This window comes from Occallatibacter sp., assembly GCF_035317045.1.
In the GTDB taxonomy this organism is placed as follows: Bacteria; Acidobacteriota; Terriglobia; order Terriglobales; family Acidobacteriaceae; genus Telmatobacter.
In genome coordinates this window covers 373,098-386,907 of sequence record NZ_DATHHT010000040.1, presented here as the reverse complement: position 1 = coordinate 386,907, position 13,810 = coordinate 373,098, and the positions used below count along the sequence as shown (strand labels likewise).

Sequence of the window (13,810 nt, the reverse complement as noted above, 5' to 3'; positions counted from 1 at the left end):
GTCCTCCTGGGTGTGGATCGCAAGAGCCCGATGGAAAAACTCTGCCGCCTTCGTCAGATCGTGCACCTGCTGCCACTCCAGGAGGCCCAGTTCAGATAGAACGTTCTCGTTGCGAGGCTCCGCCGTGAGCGCTTTCTCGAGAAGCGGCTCTGCCTCGTGCCATCGGCCAGCGCGAAGTAGAACCAGCCCCTGCACGTTGTTGGTCTCGAAATTGCCGGGCGCGATCTGTTGCGCCTCGTTAAGCGTTTGAAAGCGCTCGTTCGTATTCCTCCCTCTGCATATACACCAGAGCCAGCCCGTTATAGGCAGTCACCAGGGCGAGTTGAATCGATGAAGAACCACCTTCGTCCCGGAAAAGCTCTTGCGGCGTCCTCTACTTCTTGATGAAAGCCAGCAGGTCAGCATTGATCTGCCCGGCATGGGTTGTCGGCATGCCGTGCGGGAAGCCTGGATAGAACTTCGTTTCAGCGTTCTTGAGTAACTTCGCTGAAAGAGGACCGGAATCGGCGAATGGGACAATCTGATCGTCTTCGCCATGCATCACCAAAACAGGCACGGTGATCTTCTTGAGGTCTTCGGTGAAATCGGTCTGGGAAAAGGCCACGATGCCGTCGTAATGCGCCTTTGCGCCGCCCATCATGCCCTGTCGCCACCAGTTGTGGATGACCGCCTCAGAGGATTTCACGCCTGGTCGATTGAATCCATAAAAGGGACCCGACGGAAGGTCGCGATAGAACTGCGAGCGGTTGGCCAGGAGCTGAGCCTGCAGGTTGTCGAAGACTTCCTTGGGAAGGCCACCCGGGTTGGCCGTCGTCTTCAACATCAGCGGCGGCACAGCGCTGAGGATTGCAGCTTTCGCCACGCGGCTCTCTCCATGCCGTCCGAGATAATGCACGACCTCGCCACCCCCGGTCGAATGGCCCACGTGGATGGCGTTCTTCAGATCGAGATGCTCCGTCAGCGCCGCAAGATCGTCGGCATAATGATCCATGTCGTGCCCATCGCTTACCTGGCTGGACCGTCCGTGTCCTCGGCGATCATGGGCTATGACGCGATAGCCGTGATTGAGGAAGAACAGCATCTGGGTGTCCCAGTCATCGGCCGAGAGCGGCCAGCCATGACTGAACACAATGGGCTGCCCGTTGCCCCAGTCTTTGTAATAAATCTGTGTGCCGTCTTTGACGGTGATCATGTCCATAGGATTCTCCTTTATGGGTTCAGGTGGGAAACTCGGTCAAGGGTGTGGATAGGTTTACAAACCTGAGATTCTCGGGGGCCTTTGTGGACTCAGGAATTTCCGCTTCATCAGACGTGAGGAATCGGTGATCGGATTCTGAAAATTCTGCCAAGTTTTGCAGGACGGCACCCAGACTATAGAACTTGCTTGCGCTTGATTGTTGGCGCTTGAGCCAGATCCAGATCCCTTGGGGCGCCTTTGTTGCTTTGTTTTGATGGCTGGCATTGATGAATGTGCATGGACCTGGCATTTAATCTTGGAATCGGAGGTCCCCGAGATGGCGGCGAAATTGCGAATTGAATACATTGTTGAGCCGGATGGGGCGGCGCTGGCACGGCGAACGGCGCAGCACTTTGTCGAGGTGACGGAACAGGCGGCAGCTAAGCGAGGTGTCGCACGGATCGCGATCAGTGGAGGCTCTTCGCCGAAAGCGGCGTTCCAGTTGCTGGCCGATCCGGGGCAGCCGTGGCTGAAGCGGATGCCGTGGGACAAGCTGGAACTCTATTGGGTGGATGAGCGGACGGTGCCGCCGGATGACGCGGAAAGCAACTACCGCATGACGCGGGAGGCGATGCTGGATCACGTTCCGCTGAAGCCGGAGCAGGTGCACCGGATGGAGGGCGAACTGGAACCGGAGGTGGCGGCGGCGCGATATGAATCGCTGCTGCGAAATAACTTCAGGCTGGAGGGTGCGGAAACTCCACGCTTTGACCTGATTTCACTGGGAATGGGCGACGATGGGCATACGGCGTCGCTGTTTCCGCACACCGAGGCGATCCACACGCTGGGGCGGCTGGTGACAGCGAACCAGGTTCCGCAGAAGGACACGTGGCGGATCACGCTGACGTGGCCGGTGATCAACCAGGGGAGCTCGGTTTTCTTCCTGATTGGCGGCAAAAACAAGGCTGAACTGGTGAAGGAAGTCTTCACTGGGCCGCGCGATCCGGAGCGGCTGCCGAGCCAACTGATCTGGCCTGCAGGCGGTATACTCACTCTGATCCTGGATAAGGATGCTGCTGCGCTGTTGCCCGCAACGAACGGGCAGGGACGTGGAGTTTTGGAGATGGAGCGATGATTCTGGCAGGGGATGTGGGCGGCACGAAGGTCCACCTGGCTGTATTCGATTTTGCCGAGGGAAAACTCAGTCACACACGGGATAAGCAGTTTCCGGCGAAGGAGTATTCGGGACTCGAAGAGATCGTCAAGGAGTTTCTGGGAACAGACAAGGTAAGCGCGGCATGCTTTGGTGTGCCGGGGCCGGTGCGCGATGGACGGCTGAGGTTGACCAACCTGCCCTGGACGCTGGACAGTCGGGAACTCGCGAGAAATCTGCAGATCGATCATGTGTTCCTGATCAACGATCTGGAAGCGAATGGATATGGCGTGGCCGAACTGGGGCCGGACCAGCTTTATACGTTGAGCGAAGGCGATGCGAGCCAGATTGGCAACCGCGGACTGATCGCTGCAGGAACGGGACTGGGCGAAGGAATCCTGGCATGGAACGGGCGGATTCACGTGCCGTATCCCTCAGAAGGCGGGCATACGGATTTTGGTCCGCGCAACGAGACGGAGATTGAGCTGCTGCGGTTTCTGCAGCGGAAGTACAACGGGCGCATCAGCTACGAGCGCTGCGTAAGCGGCATGGGCCTGACGAATATCTACGAGTTTCTGCGCGACAACCAGGGGATGGAAGAGCCGAAGTGGCTGGCCGAGAAGATTGCGGAAGTGCCCGACCCGAACAGCGTGATCACGGAGATGGCGCTGTCAGCGAAGAGCGAAATCTGCGCGAAGGCGCTGGACATGATGGTTTCGATCTACGGGGCTGAAGCGGGTAACCTGGCGCTGAAAGTATTGTCGGTGGGTGGATTGTATGTGGGTGGCGGGATTGCGCCGAGGATCCTGGAGAAGCTGAAGGATGGAACATTCATCAAGGCGTTCCAGGACAAGGGGCGGCTGAGCCAGTTGCTGATCCATATGCCGGTGCGGGTGATTCTGGATAGCCGTGCGGCGCTGTTGGGTGCGGCGGGGTATGCGGAGGCGCGGGCTGCGGAGTTGAGCGGGGTTTCGCCGCGGGCGGCTTCGGTGGCGCATCACGCATAGTTGTTTTCCAAAGGGGATGAAGAAGGGCCGGCCATCGCTGGCCCTTCCTTTTTTGCGCACTGCTGTCATCACCGGTCCCCAACTGCGAGGGACCGGTGGCACCCTCATTACACGCGAGAGTCGGACTAGTGTGCTGGGTGGGATTGGGCGGTTAGCCACTCGCGATAGATAGTGCATTGAGCGGCGCGGAGGGCGTCGGCGGGTTCAACTTTCCCGTCCTGCTGGAATTGAATGTAGGTGCCGGTGTTGACTTGTTGGGGCCAGTTGGGAAGACCTGAGGAGTTCGGGTTGCCGTTCTTGGCGAAGTTGGTCCAATAGGTTTCCATGAGATCGGCGAGCTTTTTGTCTATGTCGGTGAAGTTGCCGGCGATGTTTCCGGTTTTGGGGAAGAAGCCGAAGACGTAGGGCAGATCGGCGGAGTGGACGGCGCCTTGCGCTTCCTGGCCGGGAATGGCGTGGTTGAATTCGTATTCCCACGTGGGGTCGTGCGCGGCTACATGATATGCGGCCTGGGTGACGGAGGGGCAGCGGAAGATCATGTCGGCGGACCACTGATCGGCGGCGGTGCCGTATTTCGGATCGGGGTTGCCCTGTCCTCCGTTGGCGAGGCCGTAAGCCGCGATGGCTTTGCCGGCGAAGGCACCGGCGACGAAGCTGATGGCCATGCGCAGTTGGTCGGCGGATTGGTTGCTGCCGAATTCGCGCGTCGTAGTGCCGTAGACGAAGGGGATGTGCTCTTCCTGACCGGACTCGAAAACTGCGACGGGCTGTTGGGGAAGTACGAATCCGTCGATATCCGGACCGACACGGAGGCGATTTGCCGGAGAAAGCTTGGCTTGGGCGGCGAGCATCTCCGATGCGGAAAGGGTCCGCAGGTATTTGATCTGGCCGTCAGCGGAGGGAGCGTTGAAGGCCTTCGCCAATGCCGTGCCGGACTGCTCAGCCTGGGCTAGCGGAAGGAGCGGCGCAGTGAAGGCTGCACCACTTTCGGCGAGAGCTTTCTGGAAGAGGCCCTTTGCGAGTGGCGAGGTCATCAGCATGCTGGTGTCCATGGCGCCGGCCGACTGGCCGAAGACGGTGATGTTGTTGACGTCGCCACCGAACAAGGCAATGTTGTCGCGGACCCAATGGAGCGCGAGTAGCTGGTCCATGAGGCCGTAGTTGCCGGAAGCGTGATGGGCCGATTCGGCCGTGAGCTCGGGGTGGGCGAGAAATCCGAAGATGCCGAGGCGATAGTTGACGGTAACGAGGATGACACCGTGATTGACGAGTGTGCCGTCTTTGTAGAGAGCACTGGAGGCGGTGCCGCCTTCATTGGCACCACCGTGTATCCAGAACATGACGGGGAGAGGCTTGCTTACGGGCCACTCGGGAACGATCACGTTGAGAAAGAGGCAGTCCTCCTTGCCGGTTTCGGCGTCGTGGCGGTTCCAGCCGCCAAGATCGGGCTGGGAACAAGGGGAGCCGAATTTCGTTGCATTCAGGGTTCCGACCCAGGGCTTCGCGGCGACAGGTTCGCGCCAACGAAGATCGCCGACGGGCGCTTGCGCATAGGGTATGCCGAGAAATTCCGCGCCCCGCCCCGCACGCGCGACTCCGCTGAGTTCTCCGGTCGTAGTGCGGACAACGAGGGACTTGTCAGTGTCAACGGGCGGGCCGGGCTGCGCCGATGCACTGACAAGGAAGAGGAGGATTGCAATGGTGAAAGAGTGTGCGGCGAAACGAAGAACAAATCGGCACATTGAGTTCATCAGCTCATTTCTGCGGGGATTACGAACAGGGTGATTCTAACTCGGAGATAAAGAGACCAGGAAACGGAGGAGCGGATCCTGGAGTGATCGCGTAGGATTCTTTTGAGACGGCGCAATGGCGCACTTCGGGGAGGACGAGTTTGATCTGGGCTTGGGTGCGGCGAATCGTTCTGACGTTGGTGGTTACGTTCGTTGCGCTCTATGGCGGAGACTGGGCGGTGTACAAAATGCGCGGATCGCCACAGGGAAGCGTAACCGTGAGCCGGACGCTGGTGGTTCCGCTGAAGGGCAACAAGTCGGAATACGACTACATGGGATCGAGCGATGTTCCCTGCGCTGTCGCCATCTTTTCCCAGGACGGCAGGAGTCCCTGCTGGCAAGTGCGGCGCAATCAAAACCAGAACACAAAGATTTAGGTAAGGGCCTGCGATCGGGTGGGCCAATTCCGGGATGATCGCGAATGATTTGATAGAGAGACAGAAAAGACTGCAGGGGCTAAAGCCCACGCTTTTGGGCGATGTTTTCGGCACGACTAAAGTCGAGCCCTGACACAAGGCAACTGAGTGCACCTCATCCGCGAAATTTCGTCGCCAAGCATGGAATTCGGTTTCGGCCTTGTCCTGCCTCAGCAGCAGTAGATCATGTTCGTTGCGCACATGCGTCGGTGATGAAAGTCACGTTTTCTGATTTGATGGATGCGTACTATCTAGAAACCTTGCTCCTCGTGAGCGGGCGGACGCCACTTATGTACAGTCGAACACAAAACGAGAACGGGACATACAATACGCGGTGCCTCGAATGCATGATGACGGTGGCCACTGCGGTCGAGTCGGAAGTCGATCTGGAGCAGGTCGAGTTGCATCACATGTGTCCGGAGCGGGCGCTTGCGCAGCTTCTCACCAAAGAGGCATCGATCGTGGCTCAAGAGCGCCGCAGCTAGAACTGGTTGCACGGGTGACGACAAGGAAAGTCGCGCGGTGCTCAGGGGCTAAAGCCCGACGTCTGGTCTTATGCGTTCGCTGCATGACGCGTGCCCTGATACAACCCTGCGTGGAAGTGAGCTTCTCAGCAAAATTAAGCCGTGCCCCGTTAAGGCGCTTTATGCAACCGATTCCAAGCTGAAATGCTATTTGTTGATGGGAGCAGCCGGCGTCAGAGTATTCGCAGGTTTGGCTTGACCGCCTGAGATCTTCTTGTAGAGTTCCTGATCTGCCGAACGGGTGATGGTGCTGGCCTTGGCGAGTTCGGCTTTAGCTTCCTCTTTTCGGCCCATGGCGTGGTAGAGGCGGCCGAGACGCCAATGCACATTGACATCGTTGGGCGTGAGCTTTTCGGCGGCGAGGAATTCGCGAAGCGCATCGTCGTTGCGGCCGTCATTGGCAGCAAGGATGCCGAGGTCGAGGTGGGCGAGGCCGACGGAGGGGTCAAGCTTGATCGCCTTTTCCAGCAAGGGCGCGGCATCGCTGTACTGATTCATCTGGATGTCAGCATCGGCGGCGTAAAGCATCGCCTGGGCATGATTGGGATTGTTGGTCAGTTCGGCCTGGAATTCCTTGATGGCTTCGGGATATTGCTTCTGGGTCAAAAGCAGATAGCCCAGGCCGAAGTGTACGTCGGGCTCGCCGGGCTTGGCTTGGACGGCTTTGCGGAACATGTCGATGGCGCCCGAACTATCGTTCATTTCGTCGAGGGCTTCGCCAGCGAGCATGTCGGCTTCGGCGGAGTCGGGATCGAGATTGAGGATTTCGCGATAGACGTCGAGGACGCGGTTGTATTGTTTCGACCAGAGATAGCTGTGGGCGAGAGTGAGGCGGATGGACAGATTCTGCGGATCGGCGTCTGCGGCGGTCTTCAAGTAAGGTGCGGCCTGAGCAAATTGGCTGAGCCCGTAGTGGGACATGCCGAGGAGAATCGTATAGCGGAGCGCTTCGGGCGAGTGGGGCGGCGCGCTCTTGAGGAGCGTGGTGAATTCGGGGATCGCGGCTTTCAGTTCGCCGACTTTGAAGAGGGCCAGCCCGAGGTTAAGGCGCAGGCCGGGCATGCCGGGCTTGAGGGCGAGGGCTTTGCGATAGAGAGGGACCGCTTCCTTGTAGTGGTCCTGATGGGCTTCGAGTAGGCCGAGGTGCGCGTAGGGTTCGGCATCGGAGGGGCGGGCCTTGAGGAACGCGCGCCAGGCTTGTTCGGACTCGGCGAATTTGCCTTGCTGCTCGAGAGCGAGGGCGGATTGGCGGAGATCGGTGGGCTGCGAAGGGGTTTGTGCGAATGCGGAAGCCGCGGCGAGCCAAACGGCCAATGCCAATTCGGATTGCACGATCCGTTTCACGAGTTCCCTTCCCGCTTGATTTGACGGCCACGTTCATTGTCGCTCGTGGAACTGGATGCGACAAATTTACGTGGGTCGGGCCGGCGCGCACCGGGCTGGGTGAAGTCAGCCTGGTTTGCCGGATTTCATCCTGGGCTGTTTTCTTTTCCTCCCGGATTGGCCGCGACTCCCCCTGGGAGCGTAAGAAAGCGCCATTTCAACGGGTTTCTCGAATAGAATCGCGTTCGTGACCCCCAATCTTACGGCTGATGACACTACGGAACGCATTGCATTCGAGATTGCCGTACGAGGCCTGGCCATCCATCTTCAGTTTTGCCGCGAGCAGCGAACGTGAACAAGACGCTGTTTTTTGTCGAGATGACTCTGTCTCTTGCAGTGGCCGCCATCGCCTTGCTTGTAGAAGCGGCTGCGCACTGGGGAATATTCGGATACGTCCCGGCAGTCTTATGGCTTTTGATCTTTGTTCACTGCCTCTTCACTTTCCGATGGCGCGGATTGTGGTTTCTGTTAGGCCCTCCGATAGCGTTCCTGGCGATTGAGGGGTATCTTGTGGCGGCCCCACCTGTTCCGAAGACGGCTCCTTCGGTGCCGCAATTGAAGGCGCCGTAGCCGGATGGCACGACGGAATCCGTAGCGAACGAAAACAACGTCAATCCGGACAGAACCCAGGAAGGGCTAGTGTCCGGATCGGCGGTGCGATTCATACGTAATCCAATTGAATGTCACTTGCCTTTTAGTCCATCGCGATAGGCCATCGCTTCGAGTTCCACGCGAATGGCGTCGGCGACTGGGACGACGGGGCGAGCTTCGAACGTGAAGGCAGGCAACATCGAACAGAACTTATGCACTTCGAGCGGGTCGTCACATTCCATCAGCATGTATCCACCCCAATCACCGACGCGGATGACGAACGACTCGATTTTGAAATTGGCCGGCGGCTTCCACGGGCTAAAAACCTCCAGAATTCGCTTCTGTGCATTTTCGTAATCGCCTGGCGATCCCTGTGGACGTTCGTTCCAACTGATCATGTACTTCATGGTTTCTCCCTCTTTCGCATTCTGGTGACGATCAGCCCCGTCGTTTTTAGAGATGGGTGAGGAACTGGCAACGGGGAAGTGTGGAGCAAGGATACTCCGGCCTGCCCGGATTCGACTTCCCTTCAGCTCGTGCAGGGTCGCGCAGGACGACGGGTGGCGCGGGTGGTCAGGCGCTAGAATGCCTCGACGGCGTCGGCCTGGGTGCGGAAGAGTTTAGCGTACTCAGTGATGCCGGCTACGGTGAAGATTTTTGTGAAGTGAGGCGACAGGCCGAAGGCGTAGATCTTCTGCGCGTGATGATAGGCCTCCATCAGGAGCTGGATGACCAGAGTGATCCCGCTGGAATTGATGTAACTCACCTTGGAGAAATCGAGAAGAATCAGCTTGGAGGATTCTTTGGGAAGGCTTTGATAACAGCCCTGGAATTCCGCTTTGGATGTGGCGGCGATGTCGCCGTCGAAGCGCAGGACGAATACAGGGTGTCCCGCGGGGGATGTGAGCTGGTCAATGTGCCACTTGGTTTTGGTCTGCATGATGAATCGACTCCGTACTCTCTTAGCTTGCCACCAAAAGTCCAGAAGAGCCAATTGGTTTGTTGCGGTTTGGGCTGGAAGGACAAGGGTTTGTGACGGTTGCGGCCGGTGTTTCGACCTCTGTGGCTTCGGCTAACCCGGCAACATGCCGCCGAGATGGCGTTGATGGCATGCAGAAAAACAACTGCAGGTTCCTCCGCTGCGCTCAGGGGTCGGTCGGAATGACAGTGCGAAGGCGGGTCGGTCGGAATGACAGGTTGCGGATGGCTACGCAAGGACGTTGTTGGCGATGTGGAGACAGAGCAACTGCAGGTTCCTCCGCTCCCGTTGGTCGGTCGGAATGACACTTCAAAACTAGGAGTGCATGCGGGCTACGTCGCGGAGTTGGCGGGCGATGATTTCTAGGAACGTTTCCACGCTGACGCCGGGAGGGGGTTCGAGGCCGGACTTGGACTGGATGGCGGCGGAGATGCGCTGTGCGAGGGCGGCGCGGGTGGCGAGAGGCATGTCGAGGCGGCGGGCGAAGAAGCTTTCGAGGACCTGAAGGTCGGAGGCGGCGAGTTTGGCCACTCCGTGATCGGGGAGGGAGAAGCCTGCGGAGGGTTCGGGGGTGGGCGCGGCGGGGGCGAAGATGTTGGCGGTGAATGTACGGGTAGCCTCCGTGCTGATGGGGGCTTCTTCGATACGGTCGCGGACGACGAGGGTGCCGGCGGCGAGATCGCCGAGGCGCTGGTGATCGCGTGTAACGAAGATGGTAATGGCGCCGACGGCGTAGAAGAACGGGATCTGGTCGATGTAGCGGATGAAGTTACGGGCCATGGATTCAAAGAGGCCGATAGCGCGCCCGGAGCGCTGGATGACGCGGATGCGGGCGATGCGCTTGCCGGGGGTGCGGCCGTTCCAGAAGGCCTCAAACAAGGTGAAATAGCCCCAGTTGAACAAGAAAAGCAGAAAGAGGTAGATGGCGGTCGCCCATTGCGCGGAGAGGCGGTTGAAAGCATTGAGACCGGGCATTAAGAAAGCGAAGATCCAGACGACAAAGACGATGCCGATGAACCAGATGATGTAGTCGACCAGGAGGGCGATGAAGCGGCTGCCGATGCCGGCGAGGGGCATCTGGATGGCGACAAGCTCGGGTGTTTCAATGCTAAGCTGATCTGAACTCTGGTCAAACTGAGTCATGGCGCCCATTCTATCGAACCAGTGGATCGCGAAGCGCCGGCCGTATTGGGACCGGCTGGCGGTCTTGCTGTCGCGAACGGACAAGAACGGGCTAAACAGCCTGTCGCGCGCCGAGTTGCAGGAGATGGCACTCCTCTACCGGCAGGTCGCGGCGGATCTCTCGGTGCTGCGGCGCGACGAGACGGCGCGAACCTACAGCGACCATGTGAATCAACTGCTGGCACGCGCGCACCACATCATCTATTCGCGCCAGAAGACGACGTGGCTGACGCTGTTTCGCTTTCTCAAGGATGAGTATCCGGCAATCTTTCAGCGGCAACTGCCGTACGTTACGGCTTCGCTGCTGGTGATGATTGCGTGGGCGATGCTGGGCGCGGCGCTGACGAGTGCGCGGCCGGAGTTTATGCGTCACTTTGTGGGGCCGGCGATGATCGCGACGATGGAGCAGCACAAGATGTGGACCGACTCCATTGTGAGCGTGGCGCCGAAAGAAACCAGCCACATCATGACGAACAATCTTTCGGTAAGCTTTCTTGCATTTGCCGCAGGAATCACGTTTGGGGTCGGCACATTTTTTCTCTTATTCAACAACGGGATGATGCTGGGGGTGATTGCGGCGGCGTGCCATCAATACAGCATGTCGATCCCACTGTGGAGCTTTATTGCACCGCACGGGTCGCTGGAGTTGCCGGCGATCATCATCGCGGGCGGCGCAGGGTTTCGAGTGGGACATGCGATGCTGTTTCCCGGAGGATATCGCTGGAAAGAATCGGTGGCGAAGGGCGGCATTGAGGCTACACAGCTGGTGGCGGGAGTGATTCCGATGCTGGTGGTGGCCGGATGCCTGGAGGGATTTTTCTCGCCTTCGCATGCGCCGGTGTGGCTGAAGTTCTCGGTCGGGGCGCTGTTGTTTACGCTGTTGATGACGTGGCTGTTTAAAAGGCCGGGAACAAGAGAACAAGGGAAAGCGCTAGAAGCAACTGCAGGTTCCTCCACTCCCGTTGGTCGGTCGGAATGACAGTGCGAAGGCGGGCGGGCGGAACTAATTTCCTTTGCACTTGTTTGGCGGGCTCAGCGGCGCGTGGGGGCTTCGGCGATTAACCACGCTTCGGTGGATACGACATGGTCGCTCTGGCTGAGGTGAAGGGGTTGCGGACGAAATCTGATATAGCCAAGCCCGACGCGCATGTTGTGCAGAACATTCGCGGGAATGGTGACGGCGACACAGATGCCGAAGATGGCGTGCGCGATGGCCAGGGGATAGACGTTGCGCGAGCGGATGAAGACGAGGCAGGCGGCGAGTCCCCAGACCAGCGTGAGCGGCGTGAGAATCGGGTTAGGCAGATGGGCCAGGGCAAAGACCAAGGCGGCGAGGAACGCTGCGATGTTTGCCTTTGGGATGATGCGCAGAAGACGCGCGAGGAAGTATCCCTGGAGCAGCAACTGCTGCATGAGCGACCAGACGGTGTAGCCGCCAAAGGATTTGAGCCACTCCGCAGCACCGGCGGGATGGTGCAGCGTATGCAGGCTGCTGGCGAAGAAGGTAGCGATGGCGGCCAGGGTGAGGGCGACGCCTATGATCCATGAGGAACGCCAGAATCCCGCGACGCTGCAACCCATGGCCTTCCAGCCCTCGAAGGAAAGGGTGATGGAGACGATGAACCATCCAAGAGCGATGAAGTAGAGCCAATGCTGGAGGGGGTGTGGTGTCCAGATGACAGCAAGGATGAGGCAGTACCCGACTGCGAGTTCGGCGAGTTCCCATGCGATGCGCCGCCCGGGTGATGGAGCCGCGGCGCAGGCGCAGCTCGTTGGGGATTCCGCGGGTATACTCATGCGCGACCTCCATGCCGAAGGGTGGTGCAGGGACTTCGACAAACCGGCTGCAGTACATCTGCAGTACATCAACGCAGCCAGATGGTGAATCTACTTGCCCAGGCTTTTTGAGCACCTGTTTGAGCAGATAGACGGTTAGCATACGCCCGGGGTTATCAGATGGGGCTGGGGATAACACTTTTGTGGAGGACACGCTGGTCACCGGAAGTCACCTTGGGCTGTACGGCCGTAGTTGAAGTCGCACGTTGACAAGGCATCCCTCAGCGGCTAAAGCCGTTCTTATGCTGCTGAGTTGTAGCACGCGACCCACTGCGTGGGTTCCCCGATCCGCGCCATTCAAGACCGACAGTTGCCTTCGCGGCTAGACCTTGAGGAAGATTTTCTTGCGGTAGAGGATCCAAACGGGGATGAAGCAGAACGCTGTGAAGGAGACGGAGTAAGCGAAGGCGGCCCAATGGGGATTGGGTACGTGCGCGAAGACGTGGATGAAGATCCAGGCATTGAGGTTGAGGTGCCCCGTTGGGCCAGACTGGATCGTGACGGTATCGAGGATGCCGGGCACGAGTTCGCTGAACATGTATGCGGCGATGGCGTTGGAGCCGAAGATGAGCCAGGGCCACGTCCAGCCTTTGCGCCAATCCATCTGCTCGATGGTGAACCAGGCGAAGGTGAGGAGGGCGAGCGAGTAGCCGCCGGCGACGAGGACAAAGGAACTCGTCCACATGTTTTTATTCAGGGGAAACTCGAGCGACCAGAGATAGCCGGCGGCGAGACTGCAGAGTGAAGCAGCAGCGAGGCCGGCGGTCTTGGCGGAGACGGACCGGCGGGATCGCAGGAACAGGCCGGCGAGCATGCCCATGAGCGCGGTGCCGATGGCGGGGAGATCACTGAGCAGGCCTTCGGGGTCGCGCACGTTGTGGTCAGGTGAGTAGAGATAAAGGTGATGCGGGAAAAGACTGCGATCGATCCAGGAGACGAGGTTCTGGGTCATGTCCATGAAGGGGACGTCACGGCCCGGCGTGCCGACTCCGGGAATGGGAACCCAGCGAAGGAGAACCCAGTAACCGACGAGGCATGCAGCAAGAGCGATCCATTTGGTGGAGGCTCGCTGGTCCCACAGATAGAAAAGGCCGACGACGAGGTAGCAGACGGCGATCCGCTGGAGCACGCCGTAGAAGCGCATGTGGTCGAGATGGAAGAACGGGAAGCTGTTGACGATGATGCCGAAGAGGATGAGGACGAGGGCGCGGATGATAGTGTGCCTTGCGAGTTGCGCGCGAGGCACGCCTTTGGCAAGGCGTGCGTCGAAGGCGAAGACAACCGAGACGCCCACGATGAAGACGAAGGTGGGAAAGACCAGGTCGGTGGGGGTGAGGCCGTTCCAGTTGGCGTGATTCATAAAATGCCATGAACCGGGGCCGCCATTGTTGTTGACCATGATCATGAAGGCGATGGTGATGCCGCGGACCACATCGAGCGCAAGGATGCGCTTGACGGGATTGGGCGCCAGAGCCGGATTGGTAACGCTGGTCTGCTTTTCAGTGAGACTTGGCTGCATTTCTACCCCGAAGAAAATTGCTTGCACCTTACGCTACGCGCTGGGGGGGGGGTGTGCCAAGTAGCTGAATGGGGAGGTGCAGGTCGATACGGTGCGGCAAAGAACTTCAGATTGCGCGGTGAATCGTCCGGAGCCTGGACTCAACTCACCCTACTGATGACTTTGCACAGCAACCTCGCACTGAGCATGCAGCGTTCGGTATATTCGCTCCTAGCCAGGACGCAAATTGTCGGGGACGCAGACTGATAGATGC

At 59.0% G+C, this 13,810-nt stretch carries 15 protein-coding genes; 6 read left to right on the top strand and 9 right to left on the bottom strand.

Annotation, left to right across the window (positions count from 1 at the left end; translation table 11 throughout):
- On the bottom strand, nucleotides 1–195 hold a 195-nt coding region (locus tag VK574_RS20915; RefSeq protein WP_472801818.1), incomplete at its 3' end, for a tetratricopeptide repeat protein.
- Nucleotides 196–373: 178 nt separating this feature from the next.
- Nucleotides 374–1,198, bottom strand: coding sequence for an alpha/beta fold hydrolase (locus VK574_RS20910; RefSeq protein WP_472801817.1), 825 nt, complete (start codon nucleotides 1,196–1,198; stop codon nucleotides 374–376).
- Nucleotides 1,199–1,514: 316 nt separating this feature from the next.
- Between VK574_RS20910 and pgl the strand changes: the two genes are divergently transcribed.
- On the top strand, nucleotides 1,515–2,312 hold the full coding sequence (pgl, locus tag VK574_RS20905; RefSeq protein ID WP_472801816.1) for a 6-phosphogluconolactonase: 798 nt from the start codon (nucleotides 1,515–1,517) through the stop codon (nucleotides 2,310–2,312).
- Nucleotides 2,309–3,337, top strand: coding sequence for a glucokinase (glk, locus tag VK574_RS20900; protein ID WP_472801815.1), 1,029 nt, complete (start codon nucleotides 2,309–2,311; stop codon nucleotides 3,335–3,337). Before pgl ends, glk begins: the two co-directional genes overlap by 4 nt.
- 125 nt (nucleotides 3,338–3,462) lie before the next feature.
- Here the strand turns inward: glk and VK574_RS20895 are convergent, their stop codons facing one another.
- A complete protein-coding gene (locus tag VK574_RS20895; RefSeq protein WP_472801814.1) occupies nucleotides 3,463–5,079 on the bottom strand; it encodes a carboxylesterase/lipase family protein in 1,617 nt (538 codons plus the stop codon).
- Nucleotides 5,080–5,228: 149 nt separating this feature from the next.
- Between VK574_RS20895 and VK574_RS20890 the strand changes: the two genes are divergently transcribed.
- On the top strand, nucleotides 5,229–5,504 hold the full coding sequence (locus tag VK574_RS20890) for a hypothetical protein (protein WP_472801813.1): 276 nt from the start codon (nucleotides 5,229–5,231) through the stop codon (nucleotides 5,502–5,504).
- 386 nt (nucleotides 5,505–5,890) lie between these two features.
- Entirely contained in the window at nucleotides 5,891–6,028 is a 138-nt protein-coding gene (locus VK574_RS20885) for a hypothetical protein (RefSeq protein WP_472801812.1), read from the top strand.
- Nucleotides 6,029–6,214: 186 nt separating this feature from the next.
- On the opposite strand, the gene VK574_RS20880 is transcribed toward VK574_RS20885, so the two are convergent.
- The gene (locus VK574_RS20880) at nucleotides 6,215–7,411 is read right to left on the bottom strand and encodes a tetratricopeptide repeat protein (protein WP_472801811.1); all 1,197 of its coding nucleotides are present in this window, start codon (nucleotides 7,409–7,411) and stop codon (nucleotides 6,215–6,217) included.
- Nucleotides 7,412–7,741: 330 nt separating this feature from the next.
- On the opposite strand from VK574_RS20880, the gene VK574_RS20875 reads away from it, so the two are divergent.
- Entirely contained in the window at nucleotides 7,742–8,020 is a 279-nt protein-coding gene (locus tag VK574_RS20875; RefSeq protein WP_472801810.1) for a hypothetical protein, read from the top strand.
- 113 nt (nucleotides 8,021–8,133) lie between these two features.
- Here the strand turns inward: VK574_RS20875 and VK574_RS20870 are convergent, their stop codons facing one another.
- From VK574_RS20870 to VK574_RS20860, 3 genes are all read right to left on the bottom strand, one after another.
- On the bottom strand, nucleotides 8,134–8,448 hold the full coding sequence (locus VK574_RS20870; RefSeq protein ID WP_472801809.1) for a DUF3303 domain-containing protein: 315 nt from the start codon (nucleotides 8,446–8,448) through the stop codon (nucleotides 8,134–8,136).
- 173 nt (nucleotides 8,449–8,621) lie between these two features.
- Nucleotides 8,622–8,981, bottom strand: coding sequence for an STAS domain-containing protein (locus VK574_RS20865; protein WP_472801808.1), 360 nt, complete (start codon nucleotides 8,979–8,981; stop codon nucleotides 8,622–8,624).
- A gap of 354 nt (nucleotides 8,982–9,335) precedes the next feature.
- Nucleotides 9,336–10,163: an RDD family protein gene (locus tag VK574_RS20860; RefSeq protein ID WP_472801807.1), complete on the bottom strand. Its 828-nt coding sequence runs from the start codon at nucleotides 10,161–10,163 to the stop codon at nucleotides 9,336–9,338.
- On the opposite strand from VK574_RS20860, the gene VK574_RS20855 reads away from it, so the two are divergent.
- Nucleotides 10,162–11,181, top strand: coding sequence for a stage II sporulation protein M (locus tag VK574_RS20855; RefSeq protein WP_472801806.1), 1,020 nt, complete (start codon nucleotides 10,162–10,164; stop codon nucleotides 11,179–11,181). The two genes, VK574_RS20860 and VK574_RS20855, sit on opposite strands and share 2 nt — an antisense overlap.
- Before the next feature lie 53 nt (nucleotides 11,182–11,234).
- Here VK574_RS20855 and VK574_RS20850 read toward each other — a convergent pair whose 3' ends face one another.
- Together VK574_RS20850 and VK574_RS20845 are read right to left on the bottom strand one after the other, a co-directional pair.
- Entirely contained in the window at nucleotides 11,235–11,999 is a 765-nt protein-coding gene (locus VK574_RS20850) for a CPBP family glutamic-type intramembrane protease (protein ID WP_472801805.1), read from the bottom strand.
- A 361-nt stretch (nucleotides 12,000–12,360) separates the two neighbouring features.
- The gene (locus VK574_RS20845) at nucleotides 12,361–13,557 is read right to left on the bottom strand and encodes an acyltransferase family protein (RefSeq protein ID WP_472801804.1); all 1,197 of its coding nucleotides are present in this window, start codon (nucleotides 13,555–13,557) and stop codon (nucleotides 12,361–12,363) included.
- Nucleotides 13,558–13,810 lie beyond the last annotated feature (253 nt).

Bases quoted from the DNA above. Each gene is read 5' to 3' on its own strand.
- VK574_RS20895 (WP_472801814.1), bottom strand. From the start codon at position 5,079: ATGTGCCGATTTGTTCTTCGTTTCGCCGCACACTCTTTCACCATTGCA.
- VK574_RS20885 (WP_472801812.1), top strand. From the start codon at position 5,891: ATGATGACGGTGGCCACTGCGGTCGAGTCGGAAGTCGATCTGGAGCAG.
- VK574_RS20865 (WP_472801808.1), bottom strand. From the start codon at position 8,981: ATGCAGACCAAAACCAAGTGGCACATTGACCAGCTCACATCCCCCGCG.
- VK574_RS20910 (WP_472801817.1), bottom strand. From the start codon at position 1,198: ATGGACATGATCACCGTCAAAGACGGCACACAGATTTATTACAAAGAC.
- pgl (WP_472801816.1), top strand. From the start codon at position 1,515: ATGGCGGCGAAATTGCGAATTGAATACATTGTTGAGCCGGATGGGGCG.
- VK574_RS20845 (WP_472801804.1), bottom strand. From the start codon at position 13,557: ATGCAGCCAAGTCTCACTGAAAAGCAGACCAGCGTTACCAATCCGGCT.
- VK574_RS20850 (WP_472801805.1), bottom strand. From the start codon at position 11,999: ATGAGTATACCCGCGGAATCCCCAACGAGCTGCGCCTGCGCCGCGGCT.
- VK574_RS20860 (WP_472801807.1), bottom strand. From the start codon at position 10,163: ATGACTCAGTTTGACCAGAGTTCAGATCAGCTTAGCATTGAAACACCC.
- glk (WP_472801815.1), top strand. From the start codon at position 2,309: ATGATTCTGGCAGGGGATGTGGGCGGCACGAAGGTCCACCTGGCTGTA.
- VK574_RS20855 (WP_472801806.1), top strand. From the start codon at position 10,162: ATGGCGCCCATTCTATCGAACCAGTGGATCGCGAAGCGCCGGCCGTAT.
- VK574_RS20870 (WP_472801809.1), bottom strand. From the start codon at position 8,448: ATGAAGTACATGATCAGTTGGAACGAACGTCCACAGGGATCGCCAGGC.